The sequence below is a fragment of the Thermoactinomyces sp. CICC 10522 genome, assembly GCF_016055075.1.
GTDB lineage: Bacteria > Bacillota > Bacilli > Thermoactinomycetales > Thermoactinomycetaceae > Thermoactinomyces_A > Thermoactinomyces_A daqus.
The window spans coordinates 45,971-67,386 of the sequence record NZ_JAECVY010000012.1; the positions used below are offsets into that span (position 1 = coordinate 45,971).

The window sequence follows — 21,416 nt, forward strand, 5'->3', positions numbered from 1 at the left end:
AACCTCCCGCTGGTTATTGGTTTCCGCCTTCCATTGCCCGTTCCCGCCATGTTTGCGGCGGTCTTCCGGTCTCCACTTCAACCATCGTGATGCAACCATCCACTGGACAAACCATTGAACAAAGGTTACAGCCCACGCAATCTTCCTCCCGGACGACCAGTTGAGGCGGACCGGACTCCCGTTCAATCCGGTCGATACATTGATGAGCTGTATCCTCGCAGGCAATATAGCATTTGTTGCAATGGATACAGACATCCGGATCGATCCTCGCCACCACTTTATACTCCAGATTGAGATTTCCCCATTCCGTGTAGCGATGGACGGATTTGCCGATCAGTTCGCTGACCGAAGAGAGCCCCCTCTCATCGAGATAGTTGTTCAACCCATCGATCATATCTTCCACGATCCGGAACCCGTGGTGCATGACCGCGGTGCACACCTGCACGCCCGTCGCACCCATCAGCAGAAATTCGACCACGTCCTGCCAGGTGGAAATTCCGCCAATGCCTGAAATCGGCACGCCTATATCCGGATCCCGTGCACAATCCGCCACCATATGGAGGGCAATCGGTTTAACGGCGGGACCGCAATAACCCCCGTGGGCACCTTTTCCGTCGACATGGGGGATCGGATTCCAGGTCGTTAAATCCACTCCCATCAGGCTGTTGATGGTGTTGATCATGCTGACGGCATCAGCTCCGCCCTGCACCGCTGCCCGGGCGGTGTGACGGATATCGGTGATGTTGGGGGTCAGCTTGACGATGAGCGGGACCTCGGCCACTTCTTTGACCCATTCGGTATTTTGCCGGACGAGATCGGGAACCTGGCCGACAGCCGATCCCATTCCTCTTTCCGACATGCCGTGGGGACAGCCGAAATTAAGTTCAAATCCATCCACGCCGACATCTTGAACCCGTTTTACCAGCTCGTGCCACCGCTCTCTCTTTGGTTCCATCATGAGAGAAGCGACGATGGTTCGGTCGGGAAATTTTCGCTTCACTTCCCGGATCTCCTTCAGATTGTCTTCCAGCGGACGGTCGGTGATCAATTCGATGTTGTTCATTCCCAACATGCGGCGGTTGCCAAAATTGAAAGCGGCAAACCGGGAAGAGACATTGACGATCGGGTCACCCAGCGTTTTCCATACCGCACCGCCCCAGCCCGCCTCAAAGGCCCGCATCACCTGGTAACCGCTGTTGGTGGGCGGAGCCGAAGCCAGCCAGAAGGGGTTGGGGCTTTGAATCCCCGCCAAATCGATGGACAGATCGGCCATCTCGAACACCTCCCCGCAGATTAAACATTCTTGACTTGCTTCAGGTACTGGTGAACGCTCCGGGCCACGATTTTTCCCTGCTCCGCTGCCTCGACCACCATCGCCTCCCCTTTGCCCCGCTCAAAGGTGCAGTCACCGGCGGCGAAAATGTTGGCCCGGTTTGTCCGGAAACATTCATCCACCTGAACCACGCCGTTCCGGCATTTGATCCGGAGTTCGTTCAGCAACCGGGTCAGGCGCGACTGGCCAATCGCCCGGATCACCGTATCCGCTTCCACTGTGAATTGCGTTCCGGGAACCGGCACCGGTCGGGGGCGTCCGGAATGATCCGGTACGTCGAGTCGCATGCAAATAAACTCCACTGCACTGACACGGCCGTTTTCTCCGAGAATCCGCCGGGGAACAGAGAGCCAGCGGAACTCCACGCCTTCCTGTTTGGCAAATTCATACTCAAAAGGATAGGCTGTCATTTCCGCTTCCGTCCTGCGATAAAACATGGTCACCTGTTCCGCACCCATACGCTTGCAACATGTTGCCGCATCAATCGCGGTGTTTCCGGCCCCGACAACGACCACCCGCTTCCCGATTTCCCCGACACCATCCCCTGTTTTGACCCGCTCAATGAAATCGATCGCATCCCACACACCCTCCAGTTCCTCGCCGGGGATGCCGAGACGCGGCACGGTTCCCATGCCAAAAGCCAAAACGATGGCATGGAAACGTTCCAATAATTCCTGTGCAGGAACATCTTTTCCCACCGTAACCCCGGTGTGCACGTTCACGCCCAGCTTGACTACCTGTTCAGCCTCCCACAGGGCGATCTCCCCGGGCAAACGGAAAGGCACGATGCCGTACGTGTTTAACCCCCCAAGTTCCGGCTTGGCCTCAAAAATCGTTACGTCATGCCCCATGCGTGCCAGTTCACGAGCCGCCGAAAGACCGGCCGGCCCTCCGCCGACCACGGCCACCCTGTACCCGGTTGCCGGTCCGGGGCGAAACAGCTGCACACCGTTCTGCCGGGCCCAATCTGTGACATAGCGCTGCAAATCGCCGATCCGGATGGGAGATTCTTCATCTTTAAGAACACAAGCCCCCTCGCATAACTCTTCCGTTGGACAAACCCGTGCACAGCTGGCACTCACGGGGTTGGCTTCCATGATGACACGGGCACTTCCTTTCAAATTTCCCGTGGCGATCTTGCGGATAAAAGAAGGAACATCGATATGGGTGGGACAGGCGCGGGTGCAGGGAGCATCGTAGCAGAACAAACATCGATTCGCCTCGTTCACCACGTCCATCCGGGTCAGTTCCCGGTAGATCGGTTCGCTCAACCTGCTGTTTTTTCCCTGGGACAAGCTTTTTCCCTCCTTATTCTGTCTCCTCCGGCAAGGACACAGCAGATGTCGGGGTGCGGGATTCGATTTGGGTAATCCGCGCATATTCCGCAGGAGAAACCAGCGATTCATGGCGGTGCATCAGAAAGGTGTAGACCACTGCGGCCACGACGAGTCCGACCACCAGCGCGTTGGACCAGAGCCAGTCCCATCCCGGGAGGAAACGGCCCAGAATCGGCACAGCCACCCCAACGAGCAAAGCGATGACGCTGTTCCAGTTCACCCCCTTGGCGTAGTGATAGCGGCCACGGGCCATGTAAAGCTCGGCCAGCGCCAACCGCCTCCTCCGAACCAGCCAATAGTCGGCAATGGCAATCCCGTCGATCGGGCCGAGCAGCGCCCCGTAGGTGCCAAGCCAGCCAAAAATGTAGTTTCCGAAATTCTCCATGATATACCAGGGTTGAATAACGATCCCAAGCAAGCCGGTGATCAATGCGCCTGTGGCAAAAGTGATCCGGCGCGGCCACAAATTCTCGATCGCTCTCGCCGGGGCCACAACATTGGCACCCACATTGATGGTCAGACTGGAAAGGGTTATGATGACGGCGCCAATCAAAACGACCGGAGCGGAAAAGCGGTTGAGAATGGCCACGGGATCCCAGAGCGCTTCTCCGAAAATGACGATCGTTGCCGAAGTGACGGCGATGGCAATGAAGGAAAATACCCCCATGGTCAACGGAAGCGAGAGGGACTGCCCGACCACTTGCGCCTTTTGACTTTTGGCGTAGCGGCAGAAATCGGGAATGTTCAACGCCATGGTGGCCCAAAAAGCGATACACCCCATCAGGGACGGAAAAAACACCTTCAAAAACTCTCCCGGAGTGTTCAGTTTCGACTGAGCGGAGAGCATCGGCCCGAACCCGCCCGCTTTTATCACCGCCCAGATGAACAGTCCCATCACCGCGACCATCAACAGCGGTGCCGAAAACCGCATCAGATTCTTGATGCTCTCCGGTCCCTTGTAGGCCACGAAGACGTTCAATCCCCAAAAGATGAGGAAAACGAGCGGGGTATGCCCGGGCACCTCCTTCCAACCTTTAAAAACCGCCTGAAGCAATCCGTCGATCGCCGTTGTCCCGATCCAGCAGTTGATCCCAAACCAGCCCGCGGCGATCAAGGCTCTGGCCAGCGCGGGAATGTGCGCCCCTCTTGATCCAAACCATAACCGGGCATATACAGGATAGGGAATGCCGAACTTGGTTCCGGCATGGGCGTTTAACAAAATGGGGATCAAGACGATAAGATTGCCGATCAAGACGGTGAGGACAGCCTGCCACCAGTTCATTCCCAGCGAGATCATGCCTCCCGCCAGGGCATAAGCGGGGATGCAAAGGCACATGCTGATCCACAAAGCGGCAAAGTTCCATGCAGTCCAATGGTGCTCCTTGCGGGTTGTGGGGCGAAGATCCTCATTCCACAGCGGGCTATCACTCAGTTGCCGGGCCATATCGCCGGTCAGCGTGACAATGCCGTCTTTCTCAGTTTGCGACTTCATCGGATCTCCTCCATCCATTTCATGGCTCGCACAGACAGACTCGGCTTAACCGGAGGCACCGGCCTCTTGGACCGACTCGATCACCACCCGGGCCAAAAATTCCAGATCCCGGTCGCTGATGATCAGGGGAGGAGACAAGGTTAACACGTTGTTCATTTCCGGTACGGTATCGCTGTTTTTTCCGATCAGCACCCCTCTCTTTTTGCAAGCGGCAATGACGCGTCCGACGAATTCGGCAGAAGCCGGTTTTTTGTCTTTACGGTTCCCGACCAATTCAATTCCGGCCATGAAACCAAAGAAACGCATATCCCCGACATTGTCATGATCCCAAAGAGGCTTTAACAACGCTTGCAGTTTTTCTCCCAATTCCCGGCTTCGTTCCACCAGCTTCCGTTCATCCATCAATTCCAGTGTTTTCAGGGAAAGCGCACAGGCTGTTGCATTCCCCCCAAAGGTATTGACATGCCGGAAATGAGCGTAAGGATGATCTTCCTTGAACGCATCAAACAATTCGGCCCGGACCGCTGTCGCCGACAGAGGTAAATAGGCACTCGTAATTCCTTTGGCCATGGTGACCACATCCGGCCGGATCCCGAAGTTTTGATGACCGAACCGGCGCCCTGACCGCCCAAAACCACAAATCACCTCGTCCACGATCAACAGCACCCCGTACCGGTCGCAAATCTCCCGAACCTGTTTCATGTACTCCGGGGGCGGAACGATCACACCACCTCCGGTAATCACCGGCTCCATGATCACTGCCGCCACCGTGTCCGGACCTTCCCAACGAATCACCTCTTCAATGATGGAGGCACACTCAAGGCGGCAGGATTCCTGCGTCTTCCCGAAAGGACAACGGTAGCAATACGGCGGGGGAACATGGACAAATCCCGGGGAGAGGGGTTCGTAATTCTGTTTTCGCACAGCCTGACCCGTAGCGGCCAATGCCCCGAAGGAATTCCCGTGATAGGCCCGGTAACGGGAAATGAACTTCCAACGGGTTGGCTGGCCGTTTTGGGCATGATATTGGCGAACGATCTTGAAAGCCGCCTCGTTTGCTTCCGAGCCGCTGTTGGAGTAGAAAATACGGTAAGGCCCACCCAGCCACTCGTTCAGTTTCTCGCTCAGAGCGATCGCCGGAAGGTGGCTTTGCGTCAAAGGATAATAAGGCATCCGGCAAAGCTGCTCATAAGCTGCCTGCGCCAATTCGTGCTCAGAATACCCCAGATTGACACACCACAAGCCCGACATCGCATCCAGATAACGATTCCCTTCCAGATCAATCACCCATGCCCCATCCCCTTGCGTGATCACCAAAGGATTCAGGCTGGAAGCATAGGGTTGCATCTGATGCCAGACATACTGACGATCCTTGTCGAGCCAACGTTCCCGCTCTTCTTTCCCCAACGCTTTCGCAGGTCGGGAAGAATAATTCTCCATCTTGCCTTCTCCTCTCCGCTCAAGGCGATAATGGCAACCGTTCTTCAAGAACACCTGCTATTATCCAAACCATCGGGATGTGACCACTTTCTTCCGGGTGTAGAATTCCACTGCATCTTTCCCGTTGGCATGCAGATCACCGTAGAAAGACTGCTTCCAACCGCTGAAGGGATAAAAAGCAGCAGGAACCGGTACACCTACATTGATTCCAAGCATTCCCGCCTGAACCCGCTCCCGGAACCGGCGGGCAGCCTTTCCGCTTTCTGTGTAAAGGACGGCAGCATTGCCAAAGCGGGAACGGTTCACCACCCGAATCGCTTCGTCCAGATCCTTCACCCGAATCACACTTAGCACAGGGGCAAAAAGCTCTTCCCGGAACACTGTCATCTCCGGCCGAACCCGGTCCAAAATCGTCGGCCCAAGGAAAAACCCTCTGTCCATCTGATCCACCAGGTTCCGGCCGTCCCGGAGCATTACCGCGCCTTCTTTCAGCCCTTGTTCGATCCGCTCAAGCACTTTTTTCCGATGTTCATCCCGGATCAGGGGACCTTGCTCGGTACCTTCCTCCAATCCGTTCCCCACCCGGACGCGTTCGGCCACTGCAACAAGGTCCTTCAGAAAACGATCCGCGACCGATTCGAGTACCACCACTACACTCCCGGCCATGCATCGCTGCCCGGCACAACCGAACGCCGACCCGGTGATGGACTGCACGGCTCCTTCCATGTTGGCATCTTCATGGACGATATGGCAGTTTTTCGCTCCGGCCAGAGCCTGCACCCGTTTTCCGTGTGCTGCCGCCGTCTTGTAGACATGTTCCGCCACCGGCTGTGACCCTACGAAAGATACCGCGTCCACTCCCGGATGGCAGAGCAACGCATCGACCGCCTCTTTTCCCCCGTGAACGAGATTGAAGACCCCTTCGGGCAGACCTGCTTCGACCGCCAGTTCCACCAGGCGGACCGCAGACAAAGGCGTGCGTTCGGAGGGTTTGAGAACAAAGGTGTTACCGGCCGCCAACGCCAAGGGAACCATCCACAGAGGCACCATCACCGGAAAGTTGAACGGGGTAATTCCCGCCACCACTCCCACGGGATCACGCACCATTTCCATATCAATCCCGCGGGAAACCTGGGGAGTCACCTCTCCCTTCATCAAGGAAGGCATCCCGGCGGCAAATTCCACCACTTCGATTCCCCGCCAGATCTCCGCTTTCGCTTCATTCAAGGTTTTGCCGTTCTCTTCCGTCAACGTCCGTGAAAGAGTGTCCAGATGTTGTACCAGCAATTCCCTGAATTTCAGAAGAATTCGTACCCGTTCCGTAACAGGAGTTTCTCTCCAGGCCAAAAAAGCTTCCTGTGCTGACCGGACTGCCGCATCCACTTCAGCAGTCCCGGAAAGAGGAACCAGAGCGAGCACTTCCTCCGTTGCCGGATTGGGAACAGGCAACACATCCCGGGTATTGGACGTGCACCACTTCCCCCCCACGAAATTGGGCAGGCGATCCCCTTTTACAATCATGCTCATTCCATCACCTCATTTGCATTTGATCCTCTTTTAATTCCCATAATTCAGACAATAATGAAGAAAAGCGTCTGAGGCCCGGAAAGAAAGCCCGGTGATTCTATCCCTTTCTCATCCCATAAACCATCATAACAAAAAGAAAACGATATTTTATCATACAAAATGCACAGAAATACACTCTAATTTCTCGTCAATTTATACAATTATGCATAAATCCAACCCGGTTTAATTGGAATTTGTCAAACGACCTGGCGAGTCAGGGAAAACTCCACTGACTGATCATGAAGAAGGAGGGGAGGGAAAAAGGATTTCTCCCACGCCCCGGCCAGCAAAAATCCTTCCCTGCAACATCGAGATTCGTATGGAAAAAACGGAACCGGAGGAGAACATCCCATTTTGAAAAACACGCTCTCACTCAGGAGTAATAAAGGTTAAACAGAGCTGTTCCAGTATCTTCTCAGGCGAATGCCCACGCACGTCTCTTTGAAATAAATAGGAATCACTGCTTAATGCCGTCAGCAACAGATCGGCCCTGAAAACACTGTCGGGTTGGGACTGCTTATTTTCAGCCATCTCGTCAAACAGCCGGACGAGTATTTCATGCATCTGGTTATACAGAGGATTCTGCATTCGATACCGGGGCGGTTTGGCTGTCGCAAAGTTCTCTACTCCTTTAAGCAATTGTGCTTTTTTCTCGCGAAAACGGATAAATAAGCCGAGAATCCCTTTCAATCGTCGGTCAGGCGGCTCTGTGCCGTTCTCTTGCAAATAAGCTTCAATATCTTCAAAAAGCAGACAAATTTGGTCTTTAATTAAATCCAGGCAGATTTCACCTTTGTTTCTATACCGGCGATAGAGCGTTCCCGACCCGATCTTCGCTTCTGTGGCAATTTGATTCATACTGACTTGTTCGACACCATATTGCTCAAACAGCCTGATTGCCGCCTTCAGGATACGCTGACGATTTTCGGCGGCATCGCGGCGTTCAGAACGAGAGCGGATGGCGTCTGCATCATTCACTGTACCACCACTTCCCAAAATCCAGCTTTACAAGTGGAGAGTTCTCCGGTTAATATTAAATGGAGAATTCTCCGCTTAATACTAACATAATGAACAGGAGTGAACAACACATGCAGAATCATGACAAAGCTGCACTGTTGGTCATGGATATACAAAACGGCATTGTCTCGCGATTCGCAGAAAATGAGAACGCGCTGCTGCCGTTCCGGAAAGCCGTGGAAGCCGCACGCCGTCACTCCATTCCGGTTATTTTTGTCCGAGTCGCATTCCGCGAAGGATACCCCGAGATCAGCCCGAAAAACAAGACGTTCTCAGCGATTTCCAATTTTGGCGGAATGACTCTCTCAGACACGGCGACGCAAATTCACGAATCTCTGAACCCCCAACCAGACGAGCCGGTTGTCACCAAGCTTCGCGTCAGTGCATTTTCCGGAAGTGACCTTGAGGTGATTCTCCGATCCCGCCAAATCAACAAACTGATTCTCAGCGGCATTGCCACGAGTGGAGTGGTTCTTTCGACATTGCGGGAAGCAGCAGATAAAGACTTTGCACTTACTGTGCTTTCGGATGCCTGTCTCGATTCCGATCCTGAAGTTCACCGTGTTCTCATCGAGAAAGTGTTCCCACGACAAGCGGAAGTCATGACTGTCGACGCTTGGATCGATACCTTGGATTGATAAGCGAACGCAGGCACCCCGGATTGCGAAAAGAACAGACGATGAACAAGCGCCTCCCCAGGATTTCTCGGTGAGGCGCTTGTTCATCGTCTGAACGATTCTCCTTCGCAAGAAGGGCGAGCCCCGAATAAAGGTTCCGAAAATTACGACTCCTGGGAAGGCACGTTTTTCCATTTACCGTGGAGAAGGGATATCACGCGAAGATCAGACAAATATTCTCCCTTCCCCCACTTTCACGCAGGCTCCGCCCAATCTAACCTCTTCAAATGCATCCCCTTTTTTCCGAATCCTGATGTCGATGAAACTGGGACGCCCCATTTCGATGCCTTGCTCGCTGCGGATTTCATACAATCCGGTTTCCTTGGCCGGTACGAGAGAATGTTGAATAAGATAAGCCCCCAAAGGCCCGTTGGCATTTCCTGTGGCCGGGTCCTCCATAATTCCCATCGCGGGGGCAAACATGCGGCCATGCACGTGGAAATCGGGATTGACCGTTTCCAGGGTAAAAGCATAAATGTGCTGCGTTTCGGGACGGTCAGCGAACCATTGTTTCCACACATCGTTGCGGAATTTGATTTTTTTCATAGCCTCGAGCGAACGAACGGGGATATAGAGAAACGGGACTCCCGAAGAAACGGTCTGAACGGGCAAATCAGCATGCAAGTCCCCCGGCGACAGAGAAAGAAGCCAGGCGGCTTTTTCCCGATCGGAAAACACATCGCCAAACGCGGGGATCGGTTGTTTCATTCCGGCTCGAGTCATCTTGCCTTGCTCTTTATGAACGTAGACTTGAATATCTCCCACTTCTTCCTCCAGAATCCATTCGTTGACCCCCTCCCGGGTCACTGTCCAGTTTTCATGTCCCAATAAAAATGCTGTTCCCACTGTGGGATGACCAGCTACCGGCAATTCCATCCGCGGCGTAAAGATTCTGATTCTTTTTGTGTTTCCCGGTTTCGTGGGCGGGAAGACAAAGACGGTCTCGGACAAATTTAATTCATTCGCAATTTTTTGCATCAGACCGGGGTCCAACGGTCCTGTTTCTTCAAACACGGCCAAGGGGTTTCCTCCGAATTTTTGATTGGTGAACACATCAACGAGAATATAATTTAAAGCCTTCATTTTCCTTCTCCTTTCACTGATCGTTTCCCGTGCAATTCCAGCATAACGCTTTCTTTTTCATTAGTAAAATGAATTGTTATAATGATATACATGAATAAAATTGATTCTTAAAAAGGGAGAGAACGGAATTGACACTCGCGCAAATGGAAGTCTTTCTGAAAGTCGCACAAACTGGGAGTTTCACCAAAGCAGGGGAAGAACTGGGATTGTCCCAATCTGCCGTAAGTCACGCGCTTGCAGGGCTGGAGTCTGAACTCGGTTTTCTGCTGATTCATCGCAGCCGCGCGGGAATTCAAGTGACGCCGAACGGGGAGCGCATGCTTGGCTATATCCGGCAAATTTTGCGAGCGACGGAACAAATGAAACAAGAAGCAGCCCAACTCACCGGTTTGCAAACGGGAACCGTTCGGGTCGGTACCTTTCCCAGTGTTTCCACCAAGTGGCTCCCCCCGATCCTGAACCAGTTTCAAAGCCGATACCCTGAGATCGAAGTGAAACTGCATGAAGGCGGTTATGACGAAGTGGAAAAGCAGATCCGGACGGGGGCTGTCGATCTCGGCTTTATCCCGGTTAGCAAAGAGCAAACGGATTACGATATGGAAATGTTGAAAAACGACTGTTTGGTGCTTCTTCTTCCGGCCGGCTACCCTTTGCACCTCCATCCCTCCCCTGCCATTGAACAAATTGCGGCAGAGCCTTTCATTCTGCCCAAAAAAGGTTGCGATCTTCATATCAAAAAACTGTTCCGGGAAAAAAATGTGCAACCCAATATCCGTTTTGAAATGGAGAACGATGAGGCCATCGTGGCCATGGTACGGGCAGGACTGGGAATCAGCATTTTGCCGGAGATGACCCTCCCCCTCGACATGACCGGCGTTCACCGTGTTTTAATGGGGGAAGAAATATATAGAACCATCGGAATTGCCACCACCTCAAGGGATTCACTCTCTCCGGCAGCCAAAAAGTTTTGGGAAACGGTTACTGCCTGGGTCAAGGAAAACGGGAAAAACACCTGAGAAAGTCCCCTCTTCCCTTCCCATTTTGCGTATAGATTACATCCAGGACCGAAATGATGCACCGGTCATACCAAAAAAATTTCATAACAAAACCCCTGCCTTCAGCTGTGGCAGGGGTCTCCATGCCGACTCTATTTCATCCGCCAAAAATTCATAGACTGATTGTACAACCCGTTCTTTATTCTTTTTTATCCCTCATACGGCTGAAAACAAAGGCGAGGATCGAACCTGATATGTTGTGCCATACACTGAAAATTGCACTGGGTACGGCAGCCAACGGTGAGAAATTCGCCGTTGCAATCGCTACACCCAATCCGGAATTCTGCATCCCTACTTCCATTGCCACGGCCTTTTGTTTTGCCAAATCCATTCCGCACAGACGGGAGAGGAAAAAGCCCAGCAGAAAGCCCAATACATTATGCAAAATCACCACAGCAAAAATCAACGGCCCCGTAACAGCCAGCTTTGCCTGACTGCCAGCCACGACTCCTGCAACAATGATCACAATCGCGGCGGCAGAGACGAGCGGCAGGGCTTTTGCACTCGCTTCTGCCTGTCTACCAAAGAATTTCTTAATGATAAATCCCAGAGCCAACGGGATGATCACGACCTGAATAATCGAAACAATCAGTGACCAGATATTGATCTCCACCCACTTACTCGCAAGCAAATAGATCAGAAACGGAGTGACAACAGGGGCAATAATCGTGGAAACTGAGGCGATGGACACAGCAAGGGCGACATCCCCCCGGGCCAGAAACACCATCACATTGGATGCTGTACCACTCGGACAGCACCCTACCAAAATGACGCCAACAGCCACCTCCGGCGGCAGATGTAATCCCCATGCCAATAAAAATGCTAACCCTGGCATAATGAGATAATGACAAAGCACCCCGATCGCCACATCTTTTGGCCGGCGAAAAACTTCTTTAAAATCGGCTGCCGACAATGTAAGTCCCATCCCAAACATGACAATTCCCAACAGGGGAACGACATAATCCCCGATCCATATGAAATCGCCTGGGAACAAATAGGCAATCACCGAAAAAAGAATGACCCAAAACGTAAAAGTTTTTCCTGCAAACGCGCTGATTTTTTCTATAAACATCCCAAAAGTCCCCTATCTATCATGTATGCTATCGCAATTAACCTGCGCCCTTTCGGGTGGATATCTTTCAGTGTACCGTCCGGATGGATGCCTATATTTTCACCATTGACTTGGCTTTTCGCGTTACCTCGATTACCTGATCCAGGCTGGACCCACACCCGGACTGCACCACAGCCGCATAGGCACCTTCCACCAATGGCGCATCTGCGATATGAACCTTTGTGATGTTTTCTTCCGCCAGCCGCTCGATCGCCAATTCGGTATTGATCAGGGCACTCCCCAGATCAAAGAGGACAACCACACCTTTATCGGAATAAACCGATCTTATCGCATTTTGAATCTTGTCTGCACTCGTGCCAAGTTCCTCCTCATCCGTCCCCCCCGCATAAGCGACGGGAACATGGGAACTCAATTGGGAAAGCAGCTTTTTTAACCCCTTGGCTAACTCATGGCTGTGAGAAACAATAACGACTCCGACATATTCCGCCATGCCGTCCTCTTTTGTTTGACCCGCATCCCTGTTTTCTTCAAGGATTGAACACAGGGCTTCAAACAACAGGAAAGATGAAACGGCACCGGGGTCCAAATGCCCGATTGACCTTTTTCCCAAAAAGGAAGCACGTCCTTTCCGGGCTTCCAGCTCCTTCGTATTTTCCATTTGTTCTCTGGCAATGGAAACCAGTTCATCGGCGTTGAGCTCGTTTCCTTTTTGCTGAATATACCGGGTGACCGGTTCCCAGACGTCCAGCATGGTTTTGTCGCCAACCTGTGATTTCCCTCTCAGTTTGATGCCGTTTACAGATTCTTGCAAGGCTTGCCCCAATTCACTGATGGTGATTTCCTCTTTCCCTTTCAATACCTGCCCTGCTTTTATGAACGCAGTGCCATATAAAGGACCTGAAGCGCCCCCCACCTTGGAAACAAGCACCATTCCGATATCCTGCAACAATTTCCCGATATCGTGACAGTCTGTCTGATGGATTTTCTCAATCACTTCTTTGAAACCTTTGGACATGTTGATGCCGTGATCCCCATCGCCGATCGCCTGATCAAGCCTGGTGAGATACTCTTTCTGCTCATCCAATCGAATATTGGCCAAATTCATCCATTTGATAATATGATCAGATTTAATCAACGGCTTTTTCCTCCTTGTCATTTTTTCCAGGCAATGGTATCGGCAGGTGCTTCAAGCAGCTCAATCAGTTGATCATCCAGTTTGAGGAGCGAGATGGAACATCCAGCCATTTCGATTGCCGTCATATATTCGCCTACATATGTGTCGTAAACGGAAATATCCTTGCTTTTTAAGATTTGGGATACTTTCTTGTGCAGAATATACAGCTCCATCAACGGAGTTCCGCCAAGACCGTTGATCATCACCGCAACCCGGTCCCCTGCGGTTAGTTTCAGATCGTCCAGAATCCGGGACAAAAGGATTTCGGCGATTTCATCGGCTGTAGCCATGGCAGTCCGGTAAGTTCCCGGTTCTCCGTGGATGCCGATCCCGATTTCGATTTCCTGTTCCCCAATTTCAAAACCGGGTTTTCCAACGGCTGGAACAGTACATGGAGTCAATGCGACTCCGATGCTGCGCACATGTTGAATCACCTTGTTGGCCACCTGTTCCACTTCTTTCAGGGAAGCTCCTTTTTCAGCAAGGGCGCCGGCAATTTTGTGGACAAAAACCGTTCCCGCGATTCCTCTGCGTCCTTGAGTAAAGGTACTGTTCTCAACCGCAACATCATCATTTACAATCACCTTGGCGATTTGAATCCCTTCGGCTTCTGCCAGTTCGGCCGCCATCTCGAAGTTCATCAAATCCCCTGAGTAGTTTTTTATGATCAACAATACCCCTTTTCCGGCATCCACAGCTTTGATCGCTTCAAGGATCTGGTCGGGCGTGGGGGATGTGAAAACTTCTCCGGCTACGGCTGCATCGAGCATGCCGCTCCCGACATATCCGGCATGCGAGGGTTCATGTCCACTTCCGCCTCCGCTGACCAATGCGACCTTGCCTCCATTCGGGGCATTGGCACGAATCAGAACATTGGTCCCCGTCAGATTTTTCAGTTTGTCGGGATGAGCCAAAACCATGCCATCAATCATGTCACGCACCACATGTTCAGGGTTATTAATCAGTTTCTTCAAGTCAATCGTCCCTTCTCCAGGATTCATTTAAATTTTTCCATCGCCAGCCATTTGGTTTTTATATCTCAATTTCATAATAATTATGGGATTTTCTAATTTATTTGTATCATATATTCAACTTCTCTGCCATTTTAATGTGATTCCGCCCCCGGGACAAAGGATTTCCCCGGCAGATCAGCAAAAGGCATGAAATCAAAAAGTTTTTCGGAATCATTTCTGCCACCGGCTGGGATCTCCTTTCCCAATCTTTATGCAGGAGAGAGAGAAGACTTCAGGAAATCCCGGCTTATTTTCACGAGCCATACCCATCACAAAGAGAAAGCATCCCCCTGACCCCTCAGAGGGATGCTTATTAGGCATCAAGGATTTGGGTTTGTGTCCATGCACGAATCACTGATGGCAGAGATTCATGCAAAAGGAGAGTCTGAAAGAGAAGCGTTAACCAATTCTGTGAATCAGCAGCGAAGCAGACAAAACCGTGGCTCCATCAATCGTATTGGTCAAGTTATCATCCGTGGCTCCGATATTGCGCAACGAAATGCCTGTTGACTCTGTAATGTCAAGAATAGTAAATCCGGTAACCTGATTGCTTTGACCGATGGCATTGGTCGATCCATAGTCTGAAGCAAGTACCGGGGTACCTGTATCACTGAAGACGAGGGAATAAGCGGCAGCTTGTGTAGCAGCATCGGACAGGGTAACTGCGTATTCAATACGGTATTGTCCAGGTGTGTTGATAGTGACAGTGGCCGATGGAGGAGTAAAGGTGAAATCCGCTGTGGCTGTCGGGTTTGAGTTATTGAAAACAACATCATCTCCAGATGCCACTGTTTGTGTCACATCGCTGAATACCTGCAAAAATGCTGGGGCAGCTCCTGCTCCTGTCGCTCCTGTGGCTCCTGTTACTCCCGTTGCTCCTGTTGATTCGGTTACTCCCGTTGCTCCTGTTACCCCAGTTGCTCCGGTGGCCCCGGTTGCTCCTGTCGCTCCGGTTGCTCCTGTAATTCCGTTTTCATAGCCTGAAGTCAGCAAAGCAACATCATCTATTAAGATATCCGTACTCCCCGGCTACGGCAAAGTATTGACCAAGATGAATGCATAAGCAGTACCTGCTGGTGCAGAAACAGTCGTTTGGTAGACTTCAAGCCATAAATTGTTTGTAATCTCTGGTATCCGATTAAAGAGAATATTTAAAAACCGGCCCTCCTCCAAAAAATTAAACGAGCTATCAAATGGGCTTGAACCGGCGGGGAGGGTAAAGATGAGACTTTGGCTAAGGAAACAAAGAACTCATAGCTGCCAGGGTTTACCGGAACTATCTGAGCGATATAAGAAATGATATTCCCACCTTGGAGTCCGACCGAATAAAAATCAGAATGTGCATACTGACTAGTGACTACGGCATTCATAGACACCCAAGGTGCTATTGTACCTGTTTCAAACCTTCCATTGATTACAATATTTTGGATCGACAGTCCCAACACCTCACTTTGATGACAATTCTTTGATCCATCACGGATTCATGATTTAATCAGAAGATAAATTTACAAACTGCTTTTGTCTCTTGTTAACAAGCAGATATGTATAATATTTTTATTCAACAAGATAGAAAATGGCTCATACACTCGGCTATTCGACTTCCTGATTCTCGATAATCAACCGTTCATGATCTGTTTGAAGAAAATCATGTTTTACATCGCTTTGTCTTCCGACAGATCTATTTTGTTGTAAATCCAATAAAACCTCATCCATCCTTTTTGCAAGAATCAAAGATTTATCCCCGTTTAACTTCATTCAGACAATTTCCTCCTGCTTGCTTGGCAACTTTCTGGAGTGCTGAAGTCTCGCAACGTTGATAATAAACACAAAAAACGGCCGGACAAGAACCGTTGATGATTGTGAAAATGCAAACAAGGGATGGAACACTGCCCATCCCTTGCGCTCACGATCAGAAATCAAAATTGTCAGGATCCGGACCGACCCGGTGATTTTGGTTCAACACGTCAATTCGTTCCATCTCTTCTTTTGTCAATTCAAAATCAAAGACGGACCCGTTTTCGATTATACGATGTTCTTTGGTCGATTTGGGAATTGTCACAACACCATGTTGCAAGTCCCAACGCAGAATGATTTGTGCAACCGATTTGCCGTACTGGTCGGCAATCTCTTTTAGTACCGGATTGTCCAGCAATTGTCCTTGCATTAACGGAGACCATGCTTCAAATTGTATCCCTTGTTCTTTGCAATACTTTCTCAGTTCTTTCTGGGTCAGCCGGGGATGGAACTCCACTTGGTTCACCATGGGTTTGATTTCCGCATCCTTCAGCAAATCTTCCAAATGGTGAATGTGGAAATTGCTGACCCCGATTGCTTTAACCCGTCCTTCTTTGTAAAGAGTCTCCAATGCTCTCCAAGCCTCTTTATATTTTCCTTCCACAGGCCAGTGAATCAGGTACAGATCCAGATAATCCAGACCGAGTTTTCGCAGACTGATTTCATAAGCTTGCAAAGTGGATTCATATCCCAAATCGCTATTCCACACTTTGGATGTCACAAACAATTCTTCCCGGGAAATACCGGCTTGTTCCAGACCTTCGCGAATCCCTTGTCCGACACCTTCCTCATTTTGATAAATGGCGGCAGTGTCCACGCTGCGGTACCCGTACTTGATCGCCGTTTTTACCGCATTGACGAGTTCCGGCCCCTCTTCCACCTTGAACACTCCCAACCCAAGCCAGGGCATTTTCACACCATTGTACAAAGTAGTGGTATCCTGCAAATGTTTCGCCATGAAACAACCCTCCAGCAAGTCTCTCTAAAAAGAGAGTTGATTATAAATATTCCATCTATTGCGAACGGCCGGTTATCCGCCGTTGCACTCCTGCTTTTGCGATCCTTTCCAACAAAGATTCATGTCTGTATCTTCTATGCTTTCCACCTCCTGACCACTTGAATGGCGGCGGTTGCCGGACAGCCACGATCCTTATTATGCATTACCTGCTTCCGATTAGGAAGTACGCACTTTTTTGTGCCATTGTTACTGATTGGTGCGATAGGTACGATTAGGTAACTTAGCGGCCAACGGTGACATTATGGGGATGAAGTCACTCCCCGCACGCTCCCCTTGATCCTCAGGCCTCAAAGCATACGATAAAAAACAGAAACCGGGGCCCCGGAAAACGAACATTCCTTTCCAACAGTTCCATTTCAAAAACAAAACCCTTGCAAAAGCAAGGGTCAACTGGTTTACAAATCAGTTGTCTGGTCAGGGCCACCGCCCGGTTCCTTCGTTCCCTTAAAACGGCCGATCACCGACGATTGCCACACGTTCTGCTTTTCGCGGATGAGGATAATAGTCAGAAACCGCGTAATGTTGGGTGGCACGATTATCCCAAAAGGCGACCGAATTCACCTCCCAATGAAAGCGCACCTGGTACTCGGGTATATGGGCTTGACGAAACAGGTACTGAAGCAGTTTCTCGCTCTCCTCCGGTTCCAGACCGGGAATCCGGGTAGTAAACGCCGGGTTTACGAATAGCGTCTTGCGTCTCGTTTCCGGATGGGTTCGAACAACCGGGTGCTCAACAGGCGGAAATTCTGCCTGTTTGGCAGCCAGCTCCTCCGGGGACAGTAAACGGCTGAAAGAAGGAGTGAAATCATGGAGAGCGGTGAGGCCATCAATTCGTTCCTTAATCTCATCAGGAAGATTGTCATATGCGGCCCCCATGTCAGCCCATAACGTATCGCCTCCAACCGGTGGAACCTCGATCATTCTTAATATGCAAGCTTTGGCAGGATTGGCACGGAAAGTGACGTCGGTATGCCATATGTTCTCGGAACCGGCTTGCTTTTTGTCCCTGGCAAATTGCACGATTTCTTTTGAGTGCTTGTTGATGTAAAACGGGTGTATTTCCAGTTCACCCCACTGACGGGCAAAAGCGAGCAGTTGCTCACTGGTGATTGGCTGATTGCGGAAGAACAGAACCTTCCACTCCAATAATGCCCGATTTAACTCAGCTTGTACCTCTGGTGTGACTGGCTTTGCCAGATCCAAGCCGACGATTTCAGCACCAATGATCGGACTGAGCGGCTTGACTTCAAACAACTGGTAGGGACGCTCCTCCAGGCCTTCCGGCAGACGGCGAAGAATACGCGGACCTTCACGATCTTCACGGTTTTCAAACTTGAGCGGACGGGAATGATCAGACATTTTCATACTCCTTTCAATTGACTATGGCCCGTTGTCGATTTACTCAAGAGCTTCTTATCTTGGAAATGAAATGATTTCTAAGCTCATTAAATTCTTTTAATTCTTTAATCTCTTCCCTTGATTTACCAGGTTGTCGCAACGGATTTAACATATCGACCACGATTCTTCCGGGATTGGGATGCATAACCAAAATCCGCGTTCCCAATAACAGCGCTTCTTCAACATCATGGGTGATAAAAAATATGCATTTTTGCGTTTCTTCCCAAATTCCAATCAGATGTCTCTGCATGTTCTCCCGGGTCAAGGCATCCAGTGCGCTGAAAGGTTCATCCATCAAGATCACTTTTGGATCAGTTGCAAGTGTCCGGGCTATGGAGACTCTTTGTTTCATCCCTCCCGAAAGTTGATGGGGCCACATTTTGGCCGCAGACTCCAGTTCCACCATTTTTAACAGCCTGGAAACGATCTTTTTACGAGCGCTTTTCGGAACAGATTTCATTTTCAATCCAAACTCGATATTTTTTTCAATCGTTAACCACGGGAACAAGTTGTGGTGCTGAAATATGACTCCGACATCAGAATTCGGTTTATTATGCTTTTCACCATCGATGATCACTTCCCCAGTCGTCGGTTTAACAAATCCGGCCAGCACATTCAGCAGCGATGATTTTCCGCATCCTGACGGTCCCAATACGCATACGAAATCATTTTGGTATAATTGGAGATTTATATTATCCAGAACATTCGATTTATTGTTTCTGCCATGGTAAGTTAAACTTAAATTCATTACTTCAATCAATGGGGAACTGGTTACGGGTTCCTTGTGTAATACGGCAGATGCGATTGACACAACCTCCCCTCCTTTTTTCCTTACTTGTATAAATCACTTAACAGAGCTTGTTGAAAAGTTTTTAGATCAGGAGAAGACGGGATCGCTTTTTGTGTAACCATAAAGTCTCCGGTATCCTTCAATACTTTTGCCAATTCCCCGGTTTGACCGGATTCTCCAAAGTATTTTTTCTGTTGCGAACCATCCAGCCAAATCATTTGTCGCATCGTTTTTAAGCTTTCTGCCGGAGAAATCCCCAGTTCTTTAGAAAGTAACTGAGCAGATTGTTCTGGTTTCGTTCGATAATCACCGACTGCTTCATTTAAGACAGATATATATCCCTTAACAATGTCAGGATACTTTTTTAGAAAATCCTTATGAACGATCCCTACTTCAGCCGTGACCACCCCCTTTTTGACCAAATCTCCGGAGGTTACGATAACATTTCCTCCTTCACGAATGAGTTTATCTTGTGTAGGTTGCCAGATATACGCCTCATCTATATCATTTCTTTTCCATGCAGCATAAATATCGGGTGGTTGCATATCAAGAATTGTAATTTTTTCCTTTTCAGGGTTGATTCCCTCCTTTTTTAACGCACCCAGCAGACTGAAATGAGATGTCGAAGTAAATGTCGTCGCGATCTTTTTACCTTTAAGATCTTTAAGCGTTTTGATGCCTGAACTTTTTTTGACCACCAATGCTTCACTATCTCCAATGACGTCATGTACATAAAAGACTTTGTACGGCAATCCTTTGGCAATGCCGATGGCGGCAGGAGGGGTGCCAACGAGTCCGAAATCAATGCTGCCGCTTGCAATTGCGGTATTCACATCCCGTCCTGAATCAAATTGAATCCAATTGATTTTGATGTCTGGATATTTTTTCTCCAGCAGACCTGAAGCTTTGGCTAACAGTTCAGCACTTGGTGAAACTTGGTACCCCAAACGAATTTCTTTCGGTGCCGACTTTGATTGTGATGCTGATGATGTTGCCTGATTGGAACAAGCGGCCGTAAACAGAATCAAGAAAGAAAACAGAATAATAAGTAAACATTTGCTCTTTTTTTGAAAAGACATCCGGGCTTTCCTCTCCTTCTCCTGGTGACATTATTAGAATTTGTTTGTCTGAATGGAAATCAATCCGGGGTTTTGATCCACGGAAATTGACGATGTTGAATCCAGCGAATCAATCCGTCCATGATGACGGCAATTCCTCCCATCAAAATAATTCCCACAAAAATGATATCGCTGCGTAAATACTTGCTTGCATCCAATACCATCCACCCGATTCCGGAAGTGGCCGCGACCATTTCCGCCGCAACCAAAGTCGAATAAGCGACTCCAATCGCTGTGCGAAGCCCGGTAATAATGTCAGGCAGAGAACTTGGAAAAATGATGTAAACCAATACCTTCCACTTTGAAGCCCCCAACGATCTGGCTGCATTGATTCGATCTTGAGGAACCTTCTGCACACTTGATACCGTTGCAATAAACAATGGAGCAAAAGCACTCAGAAATAAGAGCGCAATCTTCGATTTATCATCAATCCCCAGCCACAATACCAGCAATGTATAATAAGCTAACGGCGGAAGAGGTCTGTAAAATTCAATAACAGGATCGAAAATCGCACGAAAATATTTTGAATATCCAGATATCAATCCGAGTGGAACGGCAGTAATCAGCGCAAGAACCAGCGCCTGAAACAACCTGTTAAGACTGTCAAGAATATGGTTGAATAAAGAAGCCCCTTTGTATCCATTATGTATAAGGTCCAAAAAAGCAATCCACACTGATTGCGGAGAAGGCAGGAAAACAGGATCAATCCATTTCCGCTCCGTACTGATCGCCCAGAAAAAAAAGATCATAACAACAGTAACAACAGACAACACTCTTACGAGCACTTCATTTTTATGGGTATTTTGTCTGCTCAACGATACGGCCCTCCTTTTCATCTTGTCTTCGTCAAATGCCAGGGCAAACTTCTCCATTCTGATTGCTTTGGGGTGCCTTATGAGGACAACATTTCAGTCCATAAAAAACAAGGAGGTCCCATCACCTACAATCGATGCAAGGATCTGGACCTCCAGTGGTCTGGTCGGTTCAATAGATTAATTCTTATCAATTTACTTTGTTTTATTATATTAACGACAATGAT

General features: G+C 49.7%; 20 protein-coding genes and 1 pseudogene. 2 read left to right on the forward strand and 19 right to left on the reverse strand.

Annotated features, from left to right (window positions below; translation table 11 throughout):
- Positions 1-13 precede the first annotated feature (13 nt).
- The 6 genes from preA to I8U18_RS13970 form a co-directional block, all read right to left on the reverse strand.
- Entirely contained in the window at positions 14-1,273 is a 1,260-nt protein-coding gene (gene preA, locus I8U18_RS13945; protein ID WP_198064857.1) for an NAD-dependent dihydropyrimidine dehydrogenase subunit PreA, read from the reverse strand.
- A 20-nt stretch (positions 1,274-1,293) separates the two neighbouring features.
- Complete coding sequence (locus tag I8U18_RS13950; RefSeq protein ID WP_370589399.1) at positions 1,294-2,628, reverse strand: NAD(P)-dependent oxidoreductase; 1,335 nt, start codon at positions 2,626-2,628, stop codon at positions 1,294-1,296.
- 13 nt (positions 2,629-2,641) lie between these two features.
- Positions 2,642-4,162 (reverse strand): NCS1 family nucleobase:cation symporter-1, encoded by a 1,521-nt coding sequence (locus tag I8U18_RS13955; RefSeq protein WP_198059434.1) that lies wholly within the window; start codon positions 4,160-4,162, stop codon positions 2,642-2,644.
- Positions 4,163-4,207: 45 nt separating this feature from the next.
- A complete protein-coding gene (locus I8U18_RS13960; protein ID WP_198064859.1) occupies positions 4,208-5,602 on the reverse strand; it encodes an aspartate aminotransferase family protein in 1,395 nt (464 codons plus the stop codon).
- 60 nt (positions 5,603-5,662) lie between these two features.
- A complete protein-coding gene (locus I8U18_RS13965) occupies positions 5,663-7,129 on the reverse strand; it encodes a CoA-acylating methylmalonate-semialdehyde dehydrogenase (RefSeq protein ID WP_198064860.1) in 1,467 nt (488 codons plus the stop codon).
- A 408-nt stretch (positions 7,130-7,537) separates the two neighbouring features.
- The gene (locus tag I8U18_RS13970; protein WP_198056320.1) at positions 7,538-8,146 is read right to left on the reverse strand and encodes a TetR/AcrR family transcriptional regulator; all 609 of its coding nucleotides are present in this window, start codon (positions 8,144-8,146) and stop codon (positions 7,538-7,540) included.
- A 110-nt stretch (positions 8,147-8,256) separates the two neighbouring features.
- Here I8U18_RS13970 and I8U18_RS13975 point away from each other — a divergent pair, with 110 nt between their 5' ends.
- Positions 8,257-8,823, forward strand: a complete 567-nt coding sequence (locus tag I8U18_RS13975; protein WP_198064861.1) for a cysteine hydrolase family protein — start codon at positions 8,257-8,259, stop codon at positions 8,821-8,823.
- A gap of 204 nt (positions 8,824-9,027) precedes the next feature.
- Here the strand turns inward: I8U18_RS13975 and I8U18_RS13980 are convergent, their stop codons facing one another.
- A complete protein-coding gene (locus tag I8U18_RS13980; protein ID WP_198064862.1) occupies positions 9,028-9,945 on the reverse strand; it encodes a PhzF family phenazine biosynthesis protein in 918 nt (305 codons plus the stop codon).
- A gap of 128 nt (positions 9,946-10,073) precedes the next feature.
- Here I8U18_RS13980 and I8U18_RS13985 point away from each other — a divergent pair, with 128 nt between their 5' ends.
- Positions 10,074-10,961 (forward strand): LysR family transcriptional regulator, encoded by an 888-nt coding sequence (locus I8U18_RS13985; RefSeq protein ID WP_198064863.1) that lies wholly within the window; start codon positions 10,074-10,076, stop codon positions 10,959-10,961.
- Between the two features lie 178 nt (positions 10,962-11,139).
- Here the strand turns inward: I8U18_RS13985 and I8U18_RS13990 are convergent, their stop codons facing one another.
- From I8U18_RS13990 to I8U18_RS14045, 12 genes and pseudogenes are all read right to left on the reverse strand, one after another.
- Positions 11,140-12,072, reverse strand: coding sequence for a bile acid:sodium symporter family protein (locus I8U18_RS13990; protein ID WP_198056316.1), 933 nt, complete (start codon positions 12,070-12,072; stop codon positions 11,140-11,142).
- A gap of 91 nt (positions 12,073-12,163) precedes the next feature.
- On the reverse strand, positions 12,164-12,562 hold the full coding sequence (dhaM, locus tag I8U18_RS13995) for a dihydroxyacetone kinase phosphoryl donor subunit DhaM (protein ID WP_198056358.1): 399 nt from the start codon (positions 12,560-12,562) through the stop codon (positions 12,164-12,166).
- Positions 12,563-12,586: 24 nt separating this feature from the next.
- Positions 12,587-13,228, reverse strand: a pseudogene (gene dhaL, locus I8U18_RS14000) (dihydroxyacetone kinase subunit DhaL); the annotation flags it as partial.
- Positions 13,225-14,220, reverse strand: coding sequence for a dihydroxyacetone kinase subunit DhaK (gene dhaK / locus I8U18_RS14005; RefSeq protein ID WP_198056357.1), 996 nt, complete (start codon positions 14,218-14,220; stop codon positions 13,225-13,227). The gene dhaK and the pseudogene dhaL, both read right to left, overlap by 4 nt.
- A 438-nt stretch (positions 14,221-14,658) precedes the next feature.
- A complete protein-coding gene (locus I8U18_RS14010) occupies positions 14,659-15,252 on the reverse strand; it encodes a hypothetical protein (protein ID WP_198064869.1) in 594 nt (197 codons plus the stop codon).
- A gap of 158 nt (positions 15,253-15,410) precedes the next feature.
- Positions 15,411-15,704, reverse strand: a complete 294-nt coding sequence (locus tag I8U18_RS14015; RefSeq protein WP_370589400.1) for an NTTRR-F1 domain — start codon at positions 15,702-15,704, stop codon at positions 15,411-15,413.
- 145 nt (positions 15,705-15,849) lie between these two features.
- The gene (locus I8U18_RS14020) at positions 15,850-16,014 is read right to left on the reverse strand and encodes a hypothetical protein (protein ID WP_198064864.1); all 165 of its coding nucleotides are present in this window, start codon (positions 16,012-16,014) and stop codon (positions 15,850-15,852) included.
- A 154-nt stretch (positions 16,015-16,168) separates the two neighbouring features.
- On the reverse strand, positions 16,169-17,011 hold the full coding sequence (locus I8U18_RS14025; RefSeq protein WP_198064865.1) for an aldo/keto reductase: 843 nt from the start codon (positions 17,009-17,011) through the stop codon (positions 16,169-16,171).
- 504 nt (positions 17,012-17,515) lie between these two features.
- Positions 17,516-18,430 (reverse strand): TauD/TfdA dioxygenase family protein, encoded by a 915-nt coding sequence (locus I8U18_RS14030; RefSeq protein ID WP_232331054.1) that lies wholly within the window; start codon positions 18,428-18,430, stop codon positions 17,516-17,518.
- 43 nt (positions 18,431-18,473) lie between these two features.
- Positions 18,474-19,280 (reverse strand): ABC transporter ATP-binding protein, encoded by an 807-nt coding sequence (locus tag I8U18_RS14035; protein WP_370589401.1) that lies wholly within the window; start codon positions 19,278-19,280, stop codon positions 18,474-18,476.
- 20 nt (positions 19,281-19,300) lie between these two features.
- Positions 19,301-20,338, reverse strand: a complete 1,038-nt coding sequence (locus I8U18_RS14040; RefSeq protein ID WP_198064866.1) for a taurine ABC transporter substrate-binding protein — start codon at positions 20,336-20,338, stop codon at positions 19,301-19,303.
- Between the two features lie 59 nt (positions 20,339-20,397).
- Complete coding sequence (locus tag I8U18_RS14045) at positions 20,398-21,126, reverse strand: ABC transporter permease (protein ID WP_370589250.1); 729 nt, start codon at positions 21,124-21,126, stop codon at positions 20,398-20,400.
- Between the last annotated feature and the right edge of the window lie 290 nt (positions 21,127-21,416).

Bases quoted from the DNA above. Each gene is read 5' to 3' on its own strand.
- I8U18_RS13955 (WP_198059434.1), bottom strand. From the start codon at position 4,162: ATGAAGTCGCAAACTGAGAAAGACGGCATTGTCACGCTGACCGGCGAT.
- I8U18_RS14020 (WP_198064864.1), bottom strand. From the start codon at position 16,014: ATGAAGTTAAACGGGGATAAATCTTTGATTCTTGCAAAAAGGATGGAT.
- I8U18_RS13965 (WP_198064860.1), bottom strand. From the start codon at position 7,129: ATGAGCATGATTGTAAAAGGGGATCGCCTGCCCAATTTCGTGGGGGGG.
- preA (WP_198064857.1), bottom strand. From the start codon at position 1,273: ATGGCCGATCTGTCCATCGATTTGGCGGGGATTCAAAGCCCCAACCCC.
- I8U18_RS14025 (WP_198064865.1), bottom strand. From the start codon at position 17,011: ATGGCGAAACATTTGCAGGATACCACTACTTTGTACAATGGTGTGAAA.
- I8U18_RS14045 (WP_370589250.1), bottom strand. From the start codon at position 21,126: ATGATCTTTTTTTTCTGGGCGATCAGTACGGAGCGGAAATGGATTGAT.
- I8U18_RS13960 (WP_198064859.1), bottom strand. From the start codon at position 5,602: ATGGAGAATTATTCTTCCCGACCTGCGAAAGCGTTGGGGAAAGAAGAG.
- I8U18_RS14030 (WP_232331054.1), bottom strand. From the start codon at position 18,430: ATGTCTGATCATTCCCGTCCGCTCAAGTTTGAAAACCGTGAAGATCGT.
- I8U18_RS13975 (WP_198064861.1), top strand. From the start codon at position 8,257: ATGCAGAATCATGACAAAGCTGCACTGTTGGTCATGGATATACAAAAC.
- I8U18_RS14040 (WP_198064866.1), bottom strand. From the start codon at position 20,338: ATGTCTTTTCAAAAAAAGAGCAAATGTTTACTTATTATTCTGTTTTCT.
- dhaM (WP_198056358.1), bottom strand. From the start codon at position 12,562: ATGGCGGAATATGTCGGAGTCGTTATTGTTTCTCACAGCCATGAGTTA.
- I8U18_RS13990 (WP_198056316.1), bottom strand. From the start codon at position 12,072: ATGTTTATAGAAAAAATCAGCGCGTTTGCAGGAAAAACTTTTACGTTT.
- I8U18_RS13980 (WP_198064862.1), bottom strand. From the start codon at position 9,945: ATGAAGGCTTTAAATTATATTCTCGTTGATGTGTTCACCAATCAAAAA.